The sequence below is a fragment of the Leptospira kobayashii genome, from assembly GCF_003114835.2.
Lineage (GTDB): Bacteria > Spirochaetota > Leptospiria > Leptospirales > Leptospiraceae > Leptospira_A > Leptospira_A kobayashii.
The window spans coordinates 196,031-215,787 of sequence record NZ_AP025028.1 but is presented as its reverse complement, the minus strand read 5'-3'; the positions used below and the strand labels follow the sequence as shown (position 1 = coordinate 215,787).

17 protein-coding genes are annotated in these 19,757 nt (G+C 40.2%); 10 read left to right on the top strand and 7 right to left on the bottom strand.

The window, feature by feature from the left end:
- Window positions 1-2: 2 nt before the first annotated feature.
- Window positions 3-1,862 (top strand): motility associated factor glycosyltransferase family protein, encoded by a 1,860-nt coding sequence (locus DI077_RS01055; protein ID WP_109021886.1) that lies wholly within the window; start codon window positions 3-5, stop codon window positions 1,860-1,862.
- Here DI077_RS01055 and DI077_RS01050 read toward each other — a convergent pair.
- The 6 genes from DI077_RS01050 to DI077_RS01025 all read right to left on the bottom strand — a co-directional run bounded on the left by DI077_RS01050 (window position 1,859) and on the right by DI077_RS01025 (window position 10,487).
- Window positions 1,859-2,923: an OmpA family protein gene (locus DI077_RS01050; RefSeq protein WP_109021885.1), complete on the bottom strand. Its 1,065-nt coding sequence runs from the start codon at window positions 2,921-2,923 to the stop codon at window positions 1,859-1,861. The two genes, DI077_RS01055 and DI077_RS01050, sit on opposite strands and share 4 nt — an antisense overlap.
- 72 nt (window positions 2,924-2,995) lie before the next feature.
- Window positions 2,996-4,504 carry a sigma 54-interacting transcriptional regulator gene (locus DI077_RS01045; protein ID WP_109021884.1) on the bottom strand — a complete coding sequence of 503 codons (1,509 nt, stop codon included), beginning with the start codon at window positions 4,502-4,504 and terminating at the stop codon, window positions 2,996-2,998.
- A complete protein-coding gene (prfB, locus tag DI077_RS01040) occupies window positions 4,505-5,632 on the bottom strand; it encodes a peptide chain release factor 2 (protein ID WP_109021883.1) in 1,128 nt (375 codons plus the stop codon).
- Window positions 5,633-5,687: 55 nt separating this feature from the next.
- On the bottom strand, window positions 5,688-6,527 hold the full coding sequence (locus tag DI077_RS01035) for a hypothetical protein (RefSeq protein ID WP_109021882.1): 840 nt from the start codon (window positions 6,525-6,527) through the stop codon (window positions 5,688-5,690).
- Window positions 6,527-7,807, bottom strand: coding sequence for a phosphoribosylamine--glycine ligase (gene purD, locus DI077_RS01030; RefSeq protein WP_109021881.1), 1,281 nt, complete (start codon window positions 7,805-7,807; stop codon window positions 6,527-6,529). Before purD ends, DI077_RS01035 begins: the two co-directional genes overlap by 1 nt.
- Window positions 7,797-10,487: a valine--tRNA ligase gene (locus DI077_RS01025; protein WP_109021880.1), complete on the bottom strand. Its 2,691-nt coding sequence runs from the start codon at window positions 10,485-10,487 to the stop codon at window positions 7,797-7,799. Before DI077_RS01025 ends, purD begins: the two co-directional genes overlap by 11 nt.
- A 106-nt stretch (window positions 10,488-10,593) precedes the next feature.
- On the opposite strand from DI077_RS01025, the gene DI077_RS01020 reads away from it, so the two are divergent.
- The 7 genes from DI077_RS01020 (at window position 10,594) to DI077_RS00990 (ending at window position 15,879) form a co-directional block, all read left to right on the top strand.
- Window positions 10,594-10,743 carry a hypothetical protein gene (locus tag DI077_RS01020; protein ID WP_167837212.1) on the top strand — a complete coding sequence of 50 codons (150 nt, stop codon included), beginning with the start codon at window positions 10,594-10,596 and terminating at the stop codon, window positions 10,741-10,743.
- An 8-nt stretch (window positions 10,744-10,751) separates the two neighbouring features.
- Window positions 10,752-11,186, top strand: a complete 435-nt coding sequence (locus DI077_RS01015) for a hypothetical protein (RefSeq protein ID WP_109021878.1) — start codon at window positions 10,752-10,754, stop codon at window positions 11,184-11,186.
- On the top strand, window positions 11,183-12,478 hold the full coding sequence (locus DI077_RS01010) for a hypothetical protein (protein ID WP_109021877.1): 1,296 nt from the start codon (window positions 11,183-11,185) through the stop codon (window positions 12,476-12,478). Before DI077_RS01015 ends, DI077_RS01010 begins: the two co-directional genes overlap by 4 nt.
- Window positions 12,475-12,936 (top strand): thioredoxin family protein, encoded by a 462-nt coding sequence (locus DI077_RS01005; RefSeq protein WP_109021876.1) that lies wholly within the window; start codon window positions 12,475-12,477, stop codon window positions 12,934-12,936. The genes DI077_RS01010 and DI077_RS01005 overlap by 4 nt, the downstream gene beginning before the upstream one ends.
- 26 nt (window positions 12,937-12,962) lie before the next feature.
- Window positions 12,963-13,559, top strand: a complete 597-nt coding sequence (locus DI077_RS01000; RefSeq protein ID WP_109021875.1) for a DUF1564 family protein — start codon at window positions 12,963-12,965, stop codon at window positions 13,557-13,559.
- Between the two features lie 108 nt (window positions 13,560-13,667).
- Window positions 13,668-15,104, top strand: a complete 1,437-nt coding sequence (locus DI077_RS00995; RefSeq protein WP_109021874.1) for a flavin-containing monooxygenase — start codon at window positions 13,668-13,670, stop codon at window positions 15,102-15,104.
- A gap of 286 nt (window positions 15,105-15,390) precedes the next feature.
- Window positions 15,391-15,879: a M23 family metallopeptidase gene (locus DI077_RS00990; protein ID WP_242935302.1), complete on the top strand. Its 489-nt coding sequence runs from the start codon at window positions 15,391-15,393 to the stop codon at window positions 15,877-15,879.
- Here the strand turns inward: DI077_RS00990 and DI077_RS00985 are convergent.
- The gene (locus tag DI077_RS00985; protein WP_109021872.1) at window positions 15,876-16,187 is read right to left on the bottom strand and encodes a PilZ domain-containing protein; all 312 of its coding nucleotides are present in this window, start codon (window positions 16,185-16,187) and stop codon (window positions 15,876-15,878) included. The two genes, DI077_RS00990 and DI077_RS00985, sit on opposite strands and share 4 nt — an antisense overlap.
- Before the next feature lie 575 nt (window positions 16,188-16,762).
- Here DI077_RS00985 and DI077_RS00980 point away from each other — a divergent pair.
- Both DI077_RS00980 and DI077_RS00975 read left to right on the top strand, forming a co-directional pair.
- On the top strand, window positions 16,763-18,499 hold the full coding sequence (locus DI077_RS00980; RefSeq protein WP_109021871.1) for a S8 family peptidase: 1,737 nt from the start codon (window positions 16,763-16,765) through the stop codon (window positions 18,497-18,499).
- Between the two features lie 84 nt (window positions 18,500-18,583).
- A complete protein-coding gene (locus tag DI077_RS00975) occupies window positions 18,584-19,756 on the top strand; it encodes an ACP S-malonyltransferase (RefSeq protein ID WP_109021870.1) in 1,173 nt (390 codons plus the stop codon).
- Window position 19,757: the final 1 nt, after the last annotated feature.

The following is a 19,757-nucleotide window of genomic DNA, read 5'->3' as shown; positions in this document are numbered from 1 at the left end:
CGATGAATCAAGATCTTTTAGAAAAAAATTTAAAATCGGTTTCCGATGATTTTGCAAAGGAAATCAGGGAAAGCGAAATCCCTTCCGATTTGCAAAAAACAAAATCCGGGGATTGGACGATCGAACTCGACGGTATCTTCCTTCATAGTAAACATGATCCCAAAAAAGAAGCGAACCGATTGGTTGCAGAACTTCCCGATGATAACGAAAAGAGAGTTTATCTTCTGTTTGGTGCAGGTCTCGGGTATATTCTACCTTACATATTGGAAAAATCAAATATAGACGTAGTTTGGATGGAACCCCATCCTTTTTTAGTCAAAGCGGCGTTTTCCTTATTTGATTTTTCTTCCGCACTTGATTCGGAAAAATTGATTTTGGTTTTACATTCGACTAACGAAGATGAAATGAATTTTGCTTTCAAAGGAAAAGCAACCACCCCTATTACATTTGTCCCTCATAGAAGTTCCTGGGCTTGGAAAGAATCGGAATATGCCCGGCTTCGTGCGATCGCAGAACAAACCTTTCATAAGAAAGACGTAAACCTAGCCACACTCACCCGATTTGAAAAAATCTGGGCGAAAAATATCTGTTTTAATCTTTTCGATCTCATTCGAATGAAACCGGTTTCTTTATTATTCGGTTTGGCCAAGGATACGAAGGTATTGGTTGTTTGTGCAGGACCCAGTCTTTATGAAAGTATCGAAGAAATCATCCAATACCGGGATCATTATGTAATGATTGCAGTGGATACCGCCTTACCTATATTAGATCATTTTAGGATAGAACCCGACTTGGTTTATTCCGTTGATCCCCAAGCTTTGAACAGCCAGTATTTGGAAAGTCATACTGGAAATTCGATTCTTATATTTGATCCGACTTCCACTTACTTGAGTTTACGATTGGAATCTGGTCCTAAAAAAGGATTCTTTGCTTCTTCTCCATTTCCTATGGTCAAAGTTTTGGAAGAAGTTGCGGAAAAAGAAATCGGTCATGTTCCTTTCGGCGGCTCCGTTTCTACAAATGCAGCAAGCCTAGCAACACTCATGGAATCGAAGGAAACTTTTTTAGTCGGACAGGATTTATCTTTTACAAAAGGTTGGGCTCATTCCAAAGGCGCAATTATGGAAGAACGTTTGAACTATAAAGAATCGCGTCGGTTCAGAAGGGAGCTTCATAATTACCGCCAATTGTCCGCGCTGCCTCCCAAAAAAGTAAAAGGTAAAAACGGAGAAGATCATCTAACAAATGAAAAGATGCTGATTTTTAAAAAATGGTTCGAATCCAATGCAAAGGAAAACAATTGGATCAATTTGACCAAAAATGGTGCTGACTTGGAAGGAATTCCTAACAGAGCGTTTAATAGTAGTTTTACGGACTCCGATCGATTGCAAGCGGATCTTGTCCGTAAAAAAATTCGCACACTCGCGGGTGAAAAATCCGATTATATTCCCGCAGACTCTCTTCTAAACAAATTGGATGAAATCATAAAACATCTGAACGAATTTTCCATTCCCGTGAAAAGAGGATTGGAACTTTCTAAAAAACTATATTCTCAAATCAAAACCAATCAAATTCATCCGCAAAGATTCCAGGAAGATCTCAATAAAATGGATTCTATCGATGAAATGGTATCTCAGAAAAAAGGATTGAACGAAATCTTAAGCCTGGGAATCCAAAGAACGATTTTGACGATTACGGAAGGATACGAAGACCAATTGAGTTTGGAAGAAAGAGAAAACGCCCAACTGGGTATTGCAAAAAAATCAGTGCTTTTGTATGAGGGACTTTTTGAATCCCTCACCACAACAAAAAAGAATCTTAAAAAAACCTTATATCGTTTGACGGAAGAGACTTCAGTCTAAGGTTTTTTTTCCTTTGACACATCAACACCTAATACGGAAAAGTCGACCCGTCTGTTTTGAATCCTTCCTGCTTCGGTATAGTTCGTATCTATATTTGTAGTCTCTCCGAACCCTCTGTAATCCAATTGGGAAGAACTCACTCCGTTTTTTTCCAATTCGTCTTTGATGAATTTCGCACGTTCATCGGATAAAATTTTGTTTTCATCCAGTTCCCCGATGAAACAAGTATGCCCTTTGATTCTTACATTGATTTCAGGATATTCTTTCAATGCGGAAGCAAGAGTTGCAATTTGATCGGGAGCATCCGAAGAAAGTGTTAAGGATTGTTTGATAAAACGAATTTTCAAGTCGTTGATATACCGAATCGCTTCCCCCCGGGTTTTGAATCGGGAAGTAACTTTTCCAGCTTCCACTTCCGTTCGATTCAAATCAATCTTAGGAGTAGTGTTAGAATTTGATGAATTAATGCTTGTTTGCTTGGAAGCCTTGTTCTTTGAAGGAGCGCAAGAACAGTTTCTTGCGAAGTAAGCAATGGCAACAACTGCGATAACAATCAAACCAATTAAGATCAATTTTCTATAAGATTTGGATTGTTTCTTTTCGTAATTATTCAGTTCTACCAACTCATCGTATTCCGGAGTAGGAGCGATCTCATCTTCTTCGGATTCATCGTAAGAATGAAAATAAGAGGTTGAATCCTCTTCTTCGAAAATTTGATTTCTAGTCTTTGATCTTGTGTTGGATGATTTTGATTTTTTAGAAGCCGCTTTTTTGGCAGAAGGTTTTTTAACTGCGACGGAAATTTTAGCAGCCCATTTTCGAATCTCTGTTCTTAAGTATTCGTCCGCTTCTTCCGAGAAACTAAAATTCTCCCGAATGTATTTTACGGTTCTTTTTTCCGTCTCGGTATAATCGTTTCCATCTTTGATGGCTTCAAAAAGGTTCTTAGCAACATTTTTGTTTAAAGGGGATTTTGTACGTTTCGTAGCCTTCTCGACGATTTCGAGTAACTCCCGATCATATTGTTTGCCTTTTATGGTTCGGTAATAACTATCAGCCACGTAAACACCCCATATGTTTTATATCGACCCCGGGGCGCTCCGAATCGAGCCATTTTCCAAATTAGATGACCCTTAGGAGTTGTATCCGATAAGAAATTGGTTGTTTTTGATCTTATATTGGAGAGCACCTCGGCTAATCCCTAGAAGTTTTGCGGCTTCCTCCTGAGTGGAAACCCTTTGGAATGCTTCCTTGATCCAGACCGCCTCCAGTCTTTCGGTAGCAATTTTCAAAGATAGATTTTCGCTGGGGGTCAGAATGTCCGGGGGAATTGACAAATTCGAACCTGCCATTTGGCTCACCGGCAAATCCGACTCCAATTTTCCCAAAGAACTTTGAGCAAAAGAAGTGGCCACCAATTCCGTTTCAGGCGCAACTAACACAGAATATTGAACCGCACTTTGTAATTGTCTTACATTTCCTCCCCAAGGCATGATAGCCAATGCGCGCAAAGCCTCGGTAGTCAGAGTTTTGTTTTTTCCATATTGGCGATTGTAGATATAAATGAAATGATTCGCAAGGAGAGGAATGTCCCCTCTTCTTTCTCGAAGGGGCGGTACTCTAAGCGGAACTTCTGCTAGGCGATAATACAAATCCATGGAAAACTTTCCATTTTGAATTTCGTCCAATAGATCCCGTTTACTTCCGGTAAATACCCTTAGATTTAAAACACTACCTTCGTCCGCGGTCGGATTGGGAATCTTTTTCTCTCTTAAAGTGACAAGTAATCGTTCTTGCAAATCGAAAGGAAGATCTCCGATTGATTCGATATAAATCGATCCGCCATTTGCCTGTTCCAATTTTCCCGAGTTGAAAATTTTACCTGAGTAAGAGCCGAATAATTCCGCTTCCAATAATTCGTGGCTGAGCCCAGCGCAATCCACAGTCAGAAAGGCCTTGTTTTTTCTTTGAGAAACGAAGTGAAGGGATTTTGAAACTAATTTTTTGCCGGCACCTTCTTCTCCTATGATCATTACGGAAGTATCGGAAGGACCTACTTGACGAATTCTATTTTTCAAAAATAAAATCAGAGGATCGTAACCCAAAATCTCTTCTACAGGATCTTCTTCCCGTTTCGATTTTTCAACGGCCTCTTTGGCTATTCTTTCTTCTAGTATAACAATTGTTAGCTGGGATGCGAATAAATTGGCCTGGTTGATGATCGCAGGTTGGAAAAAATCCACCTTGTCCGACTCTAGGTTCAAAACTCCGATCGTCGTATCACGGGTCACAAGCGGGATCGCAAGCTCCGATCTTACGGATTCAATCAATTTGATATAATTGGCATCTTTGGTAACATCGGGCGCATAAACGATTTCCCTGGAAGATGCGGCTCTACCGGTTACCCCCAGATTGAAAGGTAATTTTACCGCGATTTTTTTCTCCCAATCCATGCCCTTTGCGGCAACGATCGTAAGAACATTTTCTTCCTGATCGGTAATGGAAATACTTCCGGTAGTAGCGCCAAACAAAGCCAAGGTGGCTTCGAGGATATAATTTAGCCTATCGGAAATATTCGGGAGAATATGGATCTCTTTCTGGATCTTTCGAATCGTGCTCGAAATATCCTGAGACTGTGCCATTTACGCCTTCACACCGAATTTTAAATTTGTTACATATTTCAAAAATGCAATGATGAAACCTTCCAAATCTCCGTCCATTACGGCATGCACGTTTCCTGTTTCAAAGTCGGTACGATGATCTTTTACAAGATTATAAGGATGAAACACATAACTTCGAATTTGCGAGCCCCAGGAGATATCTCTTTTTTCTCCGGCTTTTTTTTCATTTTCCTCGGCCGCTTTTTGTTTTTCCATTTCATATAGTCTTGCCTTCAGCATTTTCATGGCGGTATCTCTGTTTTTAATCTGAGATCTTTCATTTTGACAAGCGACCACAATACCGGAAGGAACATGAGTGATTCGAACTGCAGAGTCCGTAGTGTTCACGTGCTGACCACCCGCTCCGGAAGAACGATACACATCGATCCGCAGATCTTTTTCTTCAATATTGATTTTGATATCATCATCCACTTCGGGAGTTACGTAAACCGAAGCAAAGGAAGTATGCCTTCTTTTATTGGAATCGAAAGGTGAAATCCGAACCAATCTGTGTACACCGGATTCGCATTTTAAATATCCGAAAGGATGATCACCATGCACATATAAAGTGGCATTTTTAATACCTGCCGCTTCTCCTTCCTGATAATCAACAAGAGAAACCTGGTATCCTTTTTTTTCACAATAACGAGTGTACATTCGAAGCAACATGTCAGCCCAATCCTGGGATTCGGTACCACCCGCTCCGGGATGAATATTGATGAATGCAGGTTTATTATCGTCGTTGCCGGAAAGGGCATCTAACATCTGCAAGTCTTCAAACTTGTCGTATAATTTTTCATAATCGGAATTGAGACTCGGCAAACCTTCTTCGCCCAATTCTTCGCTGGTAAGCTCGATCAAATCCGGCAATTCCAATAATTCCTTTTGCAATTCCAACCAAGGGTCCAATTTCATCTGCAACTCGTTTCTTTTCTGAGTCACAGTCTTTGCGTGGTCTGCATTGTCCCAAAGTTTAGGATCATTTGCCTTTTCCACCAAAGATTGCAAACGGTCGAAATCTTCCTGAAAGTTATGAAGATCCCAATATTCTTTAAACCTAACGATTGTTTCTTGGGTTTGTTTTTTAAGTTCTTTGAGCGAACGATCCATGTGGTTACAAAATCAAAATAATTAGGAGAGAGATAATTAAAAGCGAAAATCGAAACTAAAAGAGGGAGTCTTTGCGAATTCTCTCTTCTTCCCATTGGAATACGGTTTCGCGCAATTGGGGGGTATTGCCTTCTACAGTGGAAATGAGAGAAAATCGGCTTTCCTGCCCATATGTGTCAGGTAATTTTTTTAAAATGAATTTCCCGGCTTTGATGAGTTCAATCACATGAACCAAAAACGGATCTCTTTCCTGTTTACTCATTTCTTCCATGGAATAATAGAAAGTGGAAAGACCTTTATAGAACCAATCGATGTATTCGTTTTTGCCCTTCGGCCAAATTTGTTCGATTTCGATTTCGGATTCCTGGACAAGAGACTTTCCTAGAAAAGGTTTTTGCAAAAGTCTGCACTGAAAATAGATTTCGAAATTCAAATCCCGATCTCCCCCTTTTTCAAAATCCACTCCCATCCAACGGATCCAGGATTTTTTTTCTTTGATGGAAAGAGAGGGGATCAACGCGAATAAATAACCTTGGTCCCGAAAAATCCTTTCATGAGATAGATACTCCAGAATTTCCAACGGAATCATATAATGACCTTTTTTCCATTGAACCACATAGGGAATGGATTCGATCTGCATATATTCCAATGGAGTTTCCGTGCGAGTAACATCGCCAAACTGAGTTAATACGAAGATAAAGGATAATAATTCCTGACGACTGAGCCCGCTAAGCACATCGACAGAACCACCCAACTGTTGTAAGGCGCGCCGAATCATGATATGCTGCTGCAAATGGGGCTGGTTTTCGGACAGAATAATTCCTAGGTGTTTTTCAAAATTGCGAAGACTGCCTTTTTCGAAATTTTTTACATGACCTGAAATTGCAAAAGACATTATAGAGCCCGTTTTCCTATATCACGACGGTAAAAAGTATTCGGCGCCGAAATTTTGGAAAGAAAATTATAACACTGATCCAATGTTTCTTTCAAACTTTCGGATACGGATGTGATTCCCAAAATTCTTCCTCCGCTAGAGATCAATTTGCCGGATTCGTCTTTTTTGGTTCCAGCATGAAATACCAAAACCGAATCCGTAGGAGATGGGATTTCCAACTCCATTCCTTTCATCGGAGCATCGGGATAACCTTTTGCGGCAAGAACGACAACAGCACTTGCTCCCGACTTTAATTTCAAATCTCTGGATTCCAATGTGCCGGTAGAGGCCTGATAAAAAATCGGAAGAATGTCTTCATCAATCAAACGAAGCACACATTGGGTTTCCGGATCACCAAACCGACAATTGAATTCGACTACATTCGGCTTTTGGTCTTTGGAAATCATAAGACCTACATAGAGAAGTCCTTTGTAAGGAAATTTTCTATTGCGAAATTCGGCGAGAATCGGTTCGATGATAGCCTTTTTTACTTCTTTCAAAACCGCATCAGTAACAATCGGTGCGGGTGCATAAGCACCCATTCCACCCGTATTCGGGCCTACATCACCATCAAACGCTCGTTTGTGGTCCTGCGCAGCGGGAAGGCAGGTATAGTTTTTGCCGTCGGTGATGACAAATAAGGATGCCTCGTTTCCTTCCAGAAAAGATTCGATCACAACCTTTGCACCGCTCGCTCCGAATTTTTGTTCTATGAATATATCATTTAATGCTTGTTTTACTTCTTCGATGGTAAGTGCAACCGTTACACCTTTTCCTGCGGCAAGACCGTCCGCTTTGACAACCAAAGGAAGCATCTGTTTTTGAGAATAAGACCAAGCGGAATGAAAGTCTTCGAAAACAGCAAAGGAAGCAGTCGGAATATAAGCATCCTTCATCATTTCCTTTGCGAAATGTTTCGATCCTTCTATTTGTGCGCAATACGCTGAGGGCCCGAAACAAGGAATTTGGATTTCGTCACACCAATCCGCAAGTCCCGCAACCAAAGGATCTTCGGGCCCGACCACGACCAAGTCCGTATTTGAATTCTTAATATATGCAAGAAATTTGTTTTTATCGGTTATCGAAATTTCATCCGGATTTAAAATCAAACGGGAATCAAAACCGCCATTTCCGGGAAAAACTTTTAATTCTTCTAGATGGGAAGACTGAAGTATGGAATGTGCAAGAGCATGTTCCCTACCCCCACCGCCGATTAACAAAACTTTAAGTTTATTTTTCAATTTTCTCTAACGCTCGTAATGTGCTTTCCAGTTTTTCTTTCCAGGTAGCATGTTTTTCTTTTTCTTTTTCCACTACCTCGGGTTTTGCTTTTTCCACAAAAGCCGGGTTATGAATCTTCGCTTCCAATTTTTCCATTTCGGAAATGATTTGTTTTTTCTCTTTTTCCAGTCTTTGTTTTTCTTTTTCGAAATCAAAAATTCCCGCAAGAGGAAGAATGATTTCTCCAATGGAGAAAGAGCCGACGGAATCGGTATTTGCCAAAGTGTAATCATTATCGAACAGAATGGAATCCGCTTTAGCAAGCTGAAGCATGGATTTGTTTTCTTTTTCGATGATCAAGGAAACGGTTTTGTCCTGTGATTTGATGATCACTTGGCATTTTTTTTCCGGCTTCACACCGAGTTCAGCACGCATGTTTCTAACCTTTGTTACAATCTCCTGAAGGAGTTCCATTTTTTTAACCGCAGGATTGTCCGAAGAAATTCCGAACGGTTTTGGAAATTCCGATCTGGTTAATAATTCGTCTTTCAAAAAGGAATGGATCTCTTCCGTAAGAAAAGGCATAAACGGATGCAAAAGTCCGAGTGCCTTCAGAAGTATATTCACGAGAACTTGTCTCGCGGTATCTTGAGATTCGGGTGTTAAGTTTCCGTAAATTCTCGCCTTGCAAAGTTCAATGTACCAATCGCAAAAAGAACCCCAGATAAAATCGTAAACAAGATTTGCCATTTCAAAAAAATGATAATCGGAATACGCTTTTTCATAAGAGGCCAGAGTCTTATCGAATTCATGCAAGATCCAAAGATCTTGTTCTTCCAATCTGTTTAGATCGAGATCTTTGATTTGAAAATCCGGAGGAAGATTCATGAAAATGAATCGGCTTGAATTCCAGATCTTATTGCAAAAAGAGCGATAGCCATCTAACCTAGATTCGTCGAAAAGTATATCCTTCCCTTCCGGTAAAACCGCTGCGAGAAAAAATCGAAACGAGTCCGTTCCGTACTTCGACATCATATCCAAAGGATCCACTACATTGCCTACGGATTTACTGAATTTTTTACCTTCTTTGTCCCTTACAAGTCCATGAATCAAAACTTTATGGAAAGGAACTTCTCCCATAAATTTAAGTCCGTTCATAATCATCCGGGCTACCCAAAAGAAAATGATATCGAATCCGGTTACTAGAACCGCCGTAGGATAATATTTTCGTATATCATCTGTTTGATTAGGCCATCCGAAAACGGAAAAAGGCCAAAGTCCGGAAGAAAACCAAGTATCCAATACGTCTTCATCCTGTTTGATTTCGGAAGCGGTTACTTGTTTGCCTGATTTTTGAAAAAGCTCGATCGCTTCTTCCAAGGATTCCGCAACTACCATGGAACCGTCGGTAAGATAATAAGCAGGAATACGATGACCCCACCAAAGCTGACGGGAAATACACCAATCCCGGATGTTTTCCATCCATTCGAAATAAGTCTTTTCCCACATCTTCGGTTGAAACTGGATTTTGCCGGATCTCACCACTTCTAACGCAGGTTTTGCGAGACTTTCAATTTTAACAAACCATTGAGTCGATAGGAGTGGTTCGATGACTGCGCCGCCTCTTTGATTGTGACCGACACTGTGAGTATGATTTTCTATTTTATCAATGTAACCGAGAGATTCCAATTCCTCGACTACTTTCTTTCTCGCTTCGAAACGATCCATTCCGGAATACTTGCCGGTATTTTCGTTGAGAGTTCCGTCCAGATTTAGGATCATCAAAGGTTTGAGGCCGAGCCTAAGTCCCGCCTCATAGTCGTTAGGATCGTGGGCCGGAGTGATTTTTACAAGACCGGAACCGAATTCTTTGTCTACGAAGGAATCAAAAAGAATGGGAATCTCTTTATTAACAAGAGGAAGTACAACGAACTTTCCTTTTAAAGATTGGTAACGAATATCATCCGGGTTGGCGCAAACGGCAACGTCACCGAACATAGTTTCGGGTCTTGTGGTAGCTACCACAATGTAATCATCCTTGGTAAGGGATTTGATATCCTTTTTCGTTTTTAAAGCATCAACTTTAGGATAACGAATATGATAAAGTTTTCCTAATTTTTCCTTATACTCTACTTCTATATCGGAGATTGCCGTTTTGGTGGCAGGGCACCAATTGATGATCCTTTCTCCGCGGTAAATCAAACCTTCTTCGTATAACTTTTTGAATACGACCGTTACCGCTTTTGAAAGTCCTTCGTCAAAAGTAAAACGTTCCCGACTCCAATCGACGGACTCGCCGAGTAGTCTTTGTTGTTTGGCAATGATGCCTCCGGAATGAGCTTTCCATTCCCAAACTTTTTCATTGAACTCTTCTCTGGTAAAATCGGTTCGCTTTTTTCCCTCTTTAGCTAACTCTCGTTCAACGACAACCTGGGTAGCGATTCCGGCATGATCCATGCCGGGGATCCAAACTACATTTTTCCCTTTTTTTCGTTCAATTCGAATGATTATGTCTTGAATCGTATGATTGAGAGCATGGCCGATGTGCAAATTTCCCGTAACATTGGGAGGGGGGATGACAATGGAAAAACTTTCTTTCGCATTTTCATCGGGCAAGAACGCTTTGGTTTCCTGCCATTTCAGAATCCATTTCGATTCTACGGATTCTGGCTCATAACGATCGGAGAGTTGTTTATTCATAGGGATAAAAATTTCTTGGACTTACTATGTTTCTCCCGTCCGTTACTGGTCAAGGAATCTGTGGATGTACGTTGACAGAAAATATCTTAAAAACAGGATGACAGGCATGAACGCAAAAACAGCAAAAATTTTGGGAAAATTCGCTACTTTCAAAGGAGTTTCCGAAAAACAACTTAAAAGAGAATGGCAAGGTCTTTCTCAATTCGATAAAGATAAAAAAAGACAAGAAATCCTCAAAGAGCTAGTTAAAAAATAAGGAGAGCCTTGGCTTCTCGCATTTTAACTTTACTTATACTCGCCTACTCCCTTTTTCTTTTAAGGGAGTCTTATCGTTCTTATACCAAATTCCAGAAATTTTATAAAAAGCATTCCGAGATTGTTGCGGCGGAGTTTCCTCCGAATCGATCAGCAAATTCGATTCTTCGTGAATTTGCAGGATTCAAGCTGGATCCGTCGAAATGTCCTGAATCTTTTATTTTAATTCCGGAGACCACAAGCCCGAACCAAGTACTGATTCACCAAGTCATTGAATATGGTTTTACACCTTGTGTTGTAATTAGAAAAGAAGAAGGTCTGCCACCTAACATAAATTTGCCGTCTCTGGTTTTGGCATCTAAGGATAAGATTCAAAATCGGCATTCGACGGATATTGTAATACGAACTTCCCAAAATTACAGTTTGTTTCAGATGAAACCATGAACGTTTTTATTCTTAGCTTCTACATACTTTCGATTGTATCTTATTTTTTAATTTTGATCTTGCCGGCCCAAAATCGATTTTTATTCAGCACTCTGATTCTTTGCGCTATTTTCTTTCTGATTTATCATCTGGTTTATAAAAATTTCCGTTCTATACTTACCACTGTTCGAAGCATTCCTTTTTCTTATTTTCTAATTTTGATTATCTATGTAGCCATCGGCGTCTATGGAATGTATTTACGTTGGATTGCAGAACCATATGGAATGTGGGATGCCTGGGCCATATGGAATTTAAAAGCTAAATCGATAGCAAACGAATTTCTATTCGGAAATCAGGTAAATTTTGCCAATGAATATTGGCCGCATAAGGATTATCCATTAGGTCTTCCTTTGGTTCATTCTTCCATTGCGATTCTGGTTGGGGGGTGGAGTGAATGGATTTCCTACGGGATTCAAATTGTTTTTTTTGTTGCTATCGGGTTTGTGTTTTTACTTCATTCTCATTCTAAAAAATTACATTATATTTATCTAATACTCCCTTTATTGATTTTGGCAATGAATTCGCAAGTGCTGACAATTGCTTCCGATCTTTGTGCGGAAATGGCATTAAGTTGCTTTTTGATTATAATTTACTATTCTCTTATTAGAGAATCCGAAACAGATTTAAAAAATGATTCTTATTCCGGAGCTGTGAATTATGGATTGATTTTTGCGGCTCCACTTATAGTAAAAAATGAAGGAATCATTTATGTAGGCGGGATTTTATTTTTATATTCGATTTTTTATATTCTGAGCGGAAAATTTACGGACAGAACTAAATCGATGCGAATCAAAAATCTTTTATATACATTGTTACCGACTCTGGTTCTCGCTTTATTATTAGTTTACTGGAAATACAAGGGAAACCAATTGATTCCCGAGGATTTTAATCAAGATAAAGCTGTGGGAAAACTTACTTGGGAATTAATTCTTGGTAAGTTGTCTTTTATTAATATTTATTTTTCTACTTTTCAATTTTCAATGATGAATGGTATATTTTTTATTGCGATTTCATTAGGCTTATTTATAAGAAAACGAGCTTTTGTAAGCGTTGCCCTTCATTTGTTTTTTATTTTGATGATTTATCATTTTCTTTTTATCATTTCAAATAAAGATATTTCTTGGCATCTGAATACGGCATATATTCGAATTCATTCTTCACTGATTGCACCGGCTATTTTTCTCGGCTGGAGTTCGATTATAATGTTATTGACCCGGAAAAAGGAAGCCAAGGTCAAGAGGTCAGAGACATGAAAACTCAGTTCGAATTTATTAACTTAACGAATATTAAACTATTTTTTGTTATGATTTTTTTTGTTTCCTGTACGCGGCAGCAAACATCTGCTATTTCCTTATACGAAAACTCTCTTCGTTATGCGGAAAAAGAGAATAAAAATTTAATCGTTCTGTTCGGTGCGGATTGGTGCCCCGATTGCAAGGCCCTGGATCGAATGTTGGTTACCCAGGAAATCAAAAGTTTAATTCAGAAAAATTATATTATTTTGAAAGTCGATGTAGGCCGATTTGATAAGAATCTTGATCTGGATGAAAAACTAGGGCATCCTATTGGTAAAGGAATTCCTGCTCTAGTGATTCTATCACCTAACCCTCTGAAAATTGTAGCCTCAACGGAAGGTGGGGAATTTTCGAATGCTAGTCAAATGTCTCAAGATCAGGTCTTTGCTTATCTAAAAAAATTTGGAACCAACTGACCTAAACGCAAACCTTCTCTTCCAAGATGGAAGAACATATCATTGATTTTAGCGATTTTAAAAATTGGGAATTTGTCCACAAACGTTTGGCGATCGAAAAATCCCAAGAAATTCATTATCACCTCAATCCTGAGGCAACTTCAAGCACATCCTTTTTAATTCCAAACCATCTGGTAGATCGATTGGTGGTTTCGAAAAATCGATATTTTACTATTTCCGGGCGCATACGTAGCTTGTTGGAAGAATCCGCTTACTTGATTTACCAAGCTTTAATTGTGAAGAAGCGAGAAAGGCTCACTCGAACTTACCAAGAGGAAGGTTTGGATTTAAAAAAAGTCAGCTGTAGGATTGGGGATAAAGAACTAATTGAAATGGATATAATGTCCCATGGTTTGGGAATCTCGAGGTCAAGATTGCTGGTGATGATATTGGAATTGGCTGAGCTCGGTTGGTTGAAGGTAGTGCGTGAGTTGGGGTTGGTAAGAGGTACCACATCCCTCCGCTCAATCCACTCTCACCAATACCTCGACACCCCATCCCGAGCCTATAAAATAGAAATTTACCATTTAGCAGATTCCCATTCGAACGCCCCCGAACTATGGCGGTGGCCCCAAAATAGGTAATTATTGACAAATTCGAGCTCTTTCTAAGTCTTTTTTGGCAAATATTGCAAATAATTCTTGAAACACCGTTCCTTTTTGAGTAAAATTCTCATCTTAGAGAATCAATATATGACTTTACCAAGAGTTTGCGTAATCGGTGCCGGATCGTCCGGCATAACAGTAATTAAATCTTTAAAAGAAAATGGAATTCCATTTGATTGTTACGAAAAAGGCAGTGATGTCGGAGGAAATTGGCGCTATAAAAATGATAACGGGTTAAGCAATATCTATAAATCCCTGCACATCAACACCCATAGAGATCGAATGGAATATCGAGACTATCCAATGCCGACGGATTATGCTGATTATCCAAACCATGAACCGATTCAAAAATACTTTGGTAATTTTGTTGATCACTTCGGACTGAGAAAACACATACAGTTCAAAAATGGAGTTAAAAAAGCGGAACGAACTCCGGAAGGAATTTGGAAAATCACTCCTGAAAAAGGTCCTGTAAAATACTATGACGTGTTAGTTGTCGCAAACGGACACCATTGGAGTGAAAAATGGCCTGATCCGGCTTTCCCGGGAAAGTTTACAGGCGAGACGATTCATTCTCATTCTTACGTTGACCCAAAAACACCAGTTAATTGCGAAGGAAAAAATGTCGTTATTCTTGGGATGGGAAACAGTGCGATGGATATCTCAGTCGAACTTTCCAGACCAGGCGTCTCTAAAAAAGTATTTCTTTCTTCCCGACGTGGGGCTTATGTAATTCCGAATTACCTATTTGGAAAACCGTTGGATAAGTTAACGGCAAATATTCCTCCATGGGTTCCCTTTTGGATTCAACAAACTCTCGGCAATCTACTCATTCGTTACGGCGTAGGAAAAATGGAAGATTTCGGGCTTCCGAAGCCTGATCATAAATTTGGTTCAGCGCATCCGACCGTTTCCCAAGACCTCCTTGTGAGATTGGGGAGAGGGGATATAAAGCACAAAGCAGTGATCAAAGAACTAAAAGGAAAAAAAATCCAGTTTGCTGACGGATCCGAAGAAAATGCAGATGTGCTTATCTATTGCACGGGTTATGCTATAAAATTCCCATTCTTCGATGAAAATTTTCTTTCAGCGCCAAATAATTATATTCCGCTTTTTTTCAAAATGATCAAACCGGAAATCAATAATCTTATGTTTGTCGGTCTGATGCAACCGCTCGGTGCAATTATGCCCCTCGCGGAAATGCAAGGAAAATGGATCGCTCAGTATCTCTCAGGCAATTACAAACTACCTTCCGAAAAAGAAATGAATAAGTGGATTAAAAATGATGAAACTGCAATGCGAAAAAGATATGTGTCCAGTGCAAGACATACAATTCAAGTAGACTTTGATAGTTTTCTATACCAAATGAAAAAGGAAATGAAATCTGGCAAAAAACGGGCTGACGCAGAAAACCATGTTTATCCAATTCCAGCTAGAGCGGAAGATTTTGAAAAATCCATTTCCAAAGCAAATACTAAGGAAACTTCTAAGCCTAAAAAGTCTTCGGCAAGAGCAAGGGCTTAAATACAATCCGCGCGGATTTTTTAAATCCGCGCGCACACGAAAGTCTCAAAAATCAACATTAGCCATTTTAATCTTAACTCTTTGTCTCCTAACCCAATGCCAATCTCCGAAAGGACTTGGGTACCAAGGAAACCCGCTCTTCGCTTGGCTAGGCGGCGGGACAGCGGAAAAAAAAGCAGATCCTGTTTCCATTTACCAACGTTATCCGCAATTTTTTGTAGACTCTTATGAATTTCCCGTAGGAGGAAAATTCGGGGAAGGCTTTTATATTGCTCAGAAATTCGGTGTGGAGAACCCTAAATTCGGTTATCGATTTCACCTGGGAGAAGATTGGAATTATATAGGAGGGGGAGACTCCGATTTCGGTTCACCTATTTACTCTATTGCTAATGGAATTGTCAGTCTAACAGCTGATTATGGAGGAGGATGGGGGAAAATAGTACGAATTGTTCACAAACATCCAAGTCCCGAAAAAGGTCAGTTCTTCTTTATTGAATCCCTTTACGCACACCTATACACTATAGAAGTCGAACCGGGTCAAATGGTTAGAAAAGGAGAATGGATAGGAACAATCGGAGATGCAGGAGGAAGTTACCCGTCTCACCTGCACTTTGAAATCAGGGCAGGTTTTGGATCGGCATTAGGTGGAGGTTATTCCTTTGGAACGGACGGCTTTTTTTCTCCTACAAAGTTTTTAATAGCGCAAGTTTCGAAAGAAAAACTAATGAACGAAGATCAATTTGCTCCGGCTCTGGAAAAATCTTTGGCGCCTTAAAAACTTTTTATAAAGCCCAAAACCTCATCTTCTTTTTCCGCATTCGTATCATAAAAATTGCAATGCAATTCATACAACTTTTCACCTTCCGATTTGGTGCATTTCAGTACCTTCACTAAAAAATCAACCGATCCGGTCAAAGAAATCATCTTTAAAGATACTTTAACAATCGCAGAAACATCAAAAGGGGTCGGGTGAATAAAGGTAATGCCCCTTGCGCTGATGTGTTTGTGAATATCGTAATCTGCCAAAACCTCTAGGTTCAAAGTGAAATTGGCGGGAATTTCTGTGTAATGATTTGGTTTCATAGGCTTTAAGTACTTTGTAGCTAACATAGATTCAGTAGAACATCACTCAATTACTATTTTATGACAGGAGAGTAAAACTTTTTTAATTAATTTCCAGCTTCATTAAACCTTCGTTTGTCGGTTTTTAAGAAAGGATGACTTATGATTCTCAGAAAGATTACACTCAAAACAAATTTTTCACGATTTCGACCCAAATGGAACCGCAGAGCCTAAGTAGTAAAAAAATTTCTCCCTCGATTTCCCCGTCCTTCCGATAGAAAAATAGAACGAACTGTTTTGCGGTTTCGGAAAAAGACTTTCCGAATTATGTCACATTGCTAATTTCGTTCCGAACTGGAGGCACCATGTTTTATCTCCTTTTAGCACTTCTTCATGAGGACTTCTCCTCAGGCAGGATCGATTTTAAATCCTATTTTGATAATATTGTCCTTTTGGCAGAAGACCACGAAAGAATTAAAGATACTCTTAAAGTTTCTAAGGCAGCCTAAGGGTTATTCGCCATAAATTTAATATTTTTGTAGCAATTTAGCAGTTGCGATTATTATGGAAATGCGTTCCGAAGGTGGCATTTCCTTATGTTTCAGTTGCTAGTGACAATCTGTTTAGCTGCCTCCTTTATCTTCTGCCTTTTCCAATGCCAAATCAAAGACAAAAAGTCCGACAAAAATGCAACTCTTTGGCTCAACCAACTAGTTCTCTCCAATAAAAGCACAGCTCCTTACTCCCCTGAAACTTGCAGCCCTATCACTGCCCCAAATGACAGTTTGTTTTCCTATCAATGGCATCTGAAGAATACCGGCCAAGCCATGTACTCCTCACTTCATCCTGCGGGCGTTTCCGGTAACGATATAAATGTGGTACCTACCTGGTCTCTGGGCCTCAGTGGCAAAGGAACCCTTGTTTCCATAGTGGATGATGGTGCCGTTCTGGAACACGAAGACCTACAACCGAATGCGACCGGTTCCAGCGTCAATTTTTTACACGGAACAAACGGGCTCGCGTCCAATGACCCAGGAGGAAATCTCGCCAACCATGGAACCTCAGTCGCGGGGATCATCTCCGCAAGGGGAGGAAATAACTTAGGAATTACCGGAGTCGCCCCTTGTTCCGAGTTCTTAGTTTATAATTATCTCTCTAAAAGTAATGATTCTAATATGACCCGATCGCTTACCGAAAACAAATCCGTATTCGTCTCCAATAACAGTTGGGGCAGCGCAGACGGATCGGGCAATTACCAAAAAGCACCTAATTCGTTTTATACGGCAATCGAATCCGGGATTGCAAATAACCGGAACGGAAAAGGTACTGTTTATGTTTGGGCCGCCGGTAACGGCGCAGGTACGTTAGGAGAACCGGTAGGAACGGAAGTGGACAATTCCAATTATGACGGTTATACAAGTCACTATGGAACCATTGCGGTGGCCGGTGCATTAAATACAGGTGTCCGAGCGGCCTTTTCCGAAAAAGGTGCCAATCTATGGCTAACTGCTTATACGGGAAGGGACGGAAGCAATAACACAGGCATCACCACCACGGACAATCTGGGTGCAAATTCGGAATGGGGCTACAATCCCGGAGGAGGAGATACCTCCTACCCGGACACTTCAAGTTTTAATTATACGAATAGGAAATATACATCCACATTCAACGGAACATCTGCAGCAGCTCCTATGGTGACCGGAGTCGTATCCCTTCTCTTGGAAAAATATCCGAACTTCACTTGGCGGGATGTTAAAAAAATCTTAGCCTTATCCGCAAAAAAAATAGATTCATCTAATACCAGTTGGGTGACAACGAGTCCCGGAATCGATTTCAGTACCATATACGGATTCGGCGCGGTAGATGCGGAAAAAACACTCCAAACCGCTGCTAGTTGGACAACCCTAGGCGGTTCCTCGAGCCTCAAGACTTGGTCCACGGAAGGAACAATCAGCCTTGCGATCGACCAGTCCGGAAGTTTCAGTACCCAATCCGTTCCCATTTCCGGCTCGGGAATCACAAAAATCGAATTCATCAAACTGATTCTGACTTCCGATCATCCAAATCCTGGAGAGATTCGCATTCAAATCCAATCTCCAACAAGTCCTGTTGTTCGCATATTGGAAATCCATGAACCACATCTCTGTTATTCGGGAGAAAAAAAAACATTACCAACAAAAGATTGTTTGGCGATGACCGATCAGATTTTCGGCATTTCCGGTTATCTGGATTTTCCTGCGGACGGGACTTGGAAAATTCTGATCAAAGACGAAAACAACGGAACCCCGACAGGCAATCTGACCTATTATAAAATCATATTTTACGGTTCCTAACCGCTAATCTTAGGAAGAATTTTCTCCTTGTTCAGGGAAGGCTTTTTTCTAGGGTAACAGAAAACTACATCTCAGGAAAATATAATGACTACTCCGAAACTTCTCTCTAGTTTTTCCTCTCAATCTCAGAAATTTTTTTTGCAGTTTGGAGGACAAGGCTCACCTTATTTAAAGGAGCTTGCCAAACTATACCAAGAACCTGAATTAAAAGAATTTTTTGACGTATCTTTCCGAACTACCGACGAAATCGCAGCACGCGATGGAAAAAGCCCTTTCCTCAATGAAGGTTTCAATTTCAAAGCTTGGTTGGAAAATCCGGATTCGGCTCCTTCGGAAGATTATCTGGCACGCGCACCGATCTCCGTTCCCGGAATTTTCATGACCCAAATTGCAAACTATGTTTTAGTTACAAAAAAAGGTTATCCTACTGCTGATCTTATCAAAACGACAGGAGGAATCAGCGGACATAGTCAAGGTGTCATCGCAGGTGCGTTAGTTGGTCTAGGAAAAGAAGGAAGCGATTTTTTAAAAGCATACAGCGATTTTTTGAAATTTGTTTTTTATCTTGGATTTAACGGACAAAAAGTTTATCCTGATTTCACAATCTCTGCGGAAATTGCACAAGGAAACGAAGCCAACGGGGACAAAAATCCTGCTCCCATGGCAGCAGTCATCGGTTATTCCAAAGACGAATTGGAAGACAGAGTGAAACAAACCAACGAATCACTCGGACTCACCGGTCAAAATACAATCTATATCTCTTTGTACAATACTCCTGATTCTATGATTCTTTCCGCACTTCCTTCTTCCTTGCTTGCCTTCCGTTCCAAATGGAAAGCGGAAATGGATGAGAAAAAATTCAAATTCGTTTATCTGAAAACTACAGCACCTTTTCACTGCCCGTTTATGAATTCTTCTCTTCCAGGATTTGTGAAAGAAGATGCTGAAGTGGTTCCATTCCCTTACAACGGAAGCGATTTGAAAGTTCCGGTTTATAGCATCTTCGACGGCCACAACTTACAAAAAGACGGAAACCTTCGCGATATCCTGTTCAAAATGGTCTTGATTGAGCCGCTTTACTGGGATTTGGCGATCGCTCCTATCTGGAACGATGCAAGCATCCAAGCAATCATCGACTTCGGACCAAGTGTTGTTTCCCAAAGATTGACCGGCGGTCATTTGAAAGCAAAAAACATCGAAAAACAATCGCTATGTGCATCGAATGCAAAGGAACTAAAAGCGATTTTAGAAGTTTAAT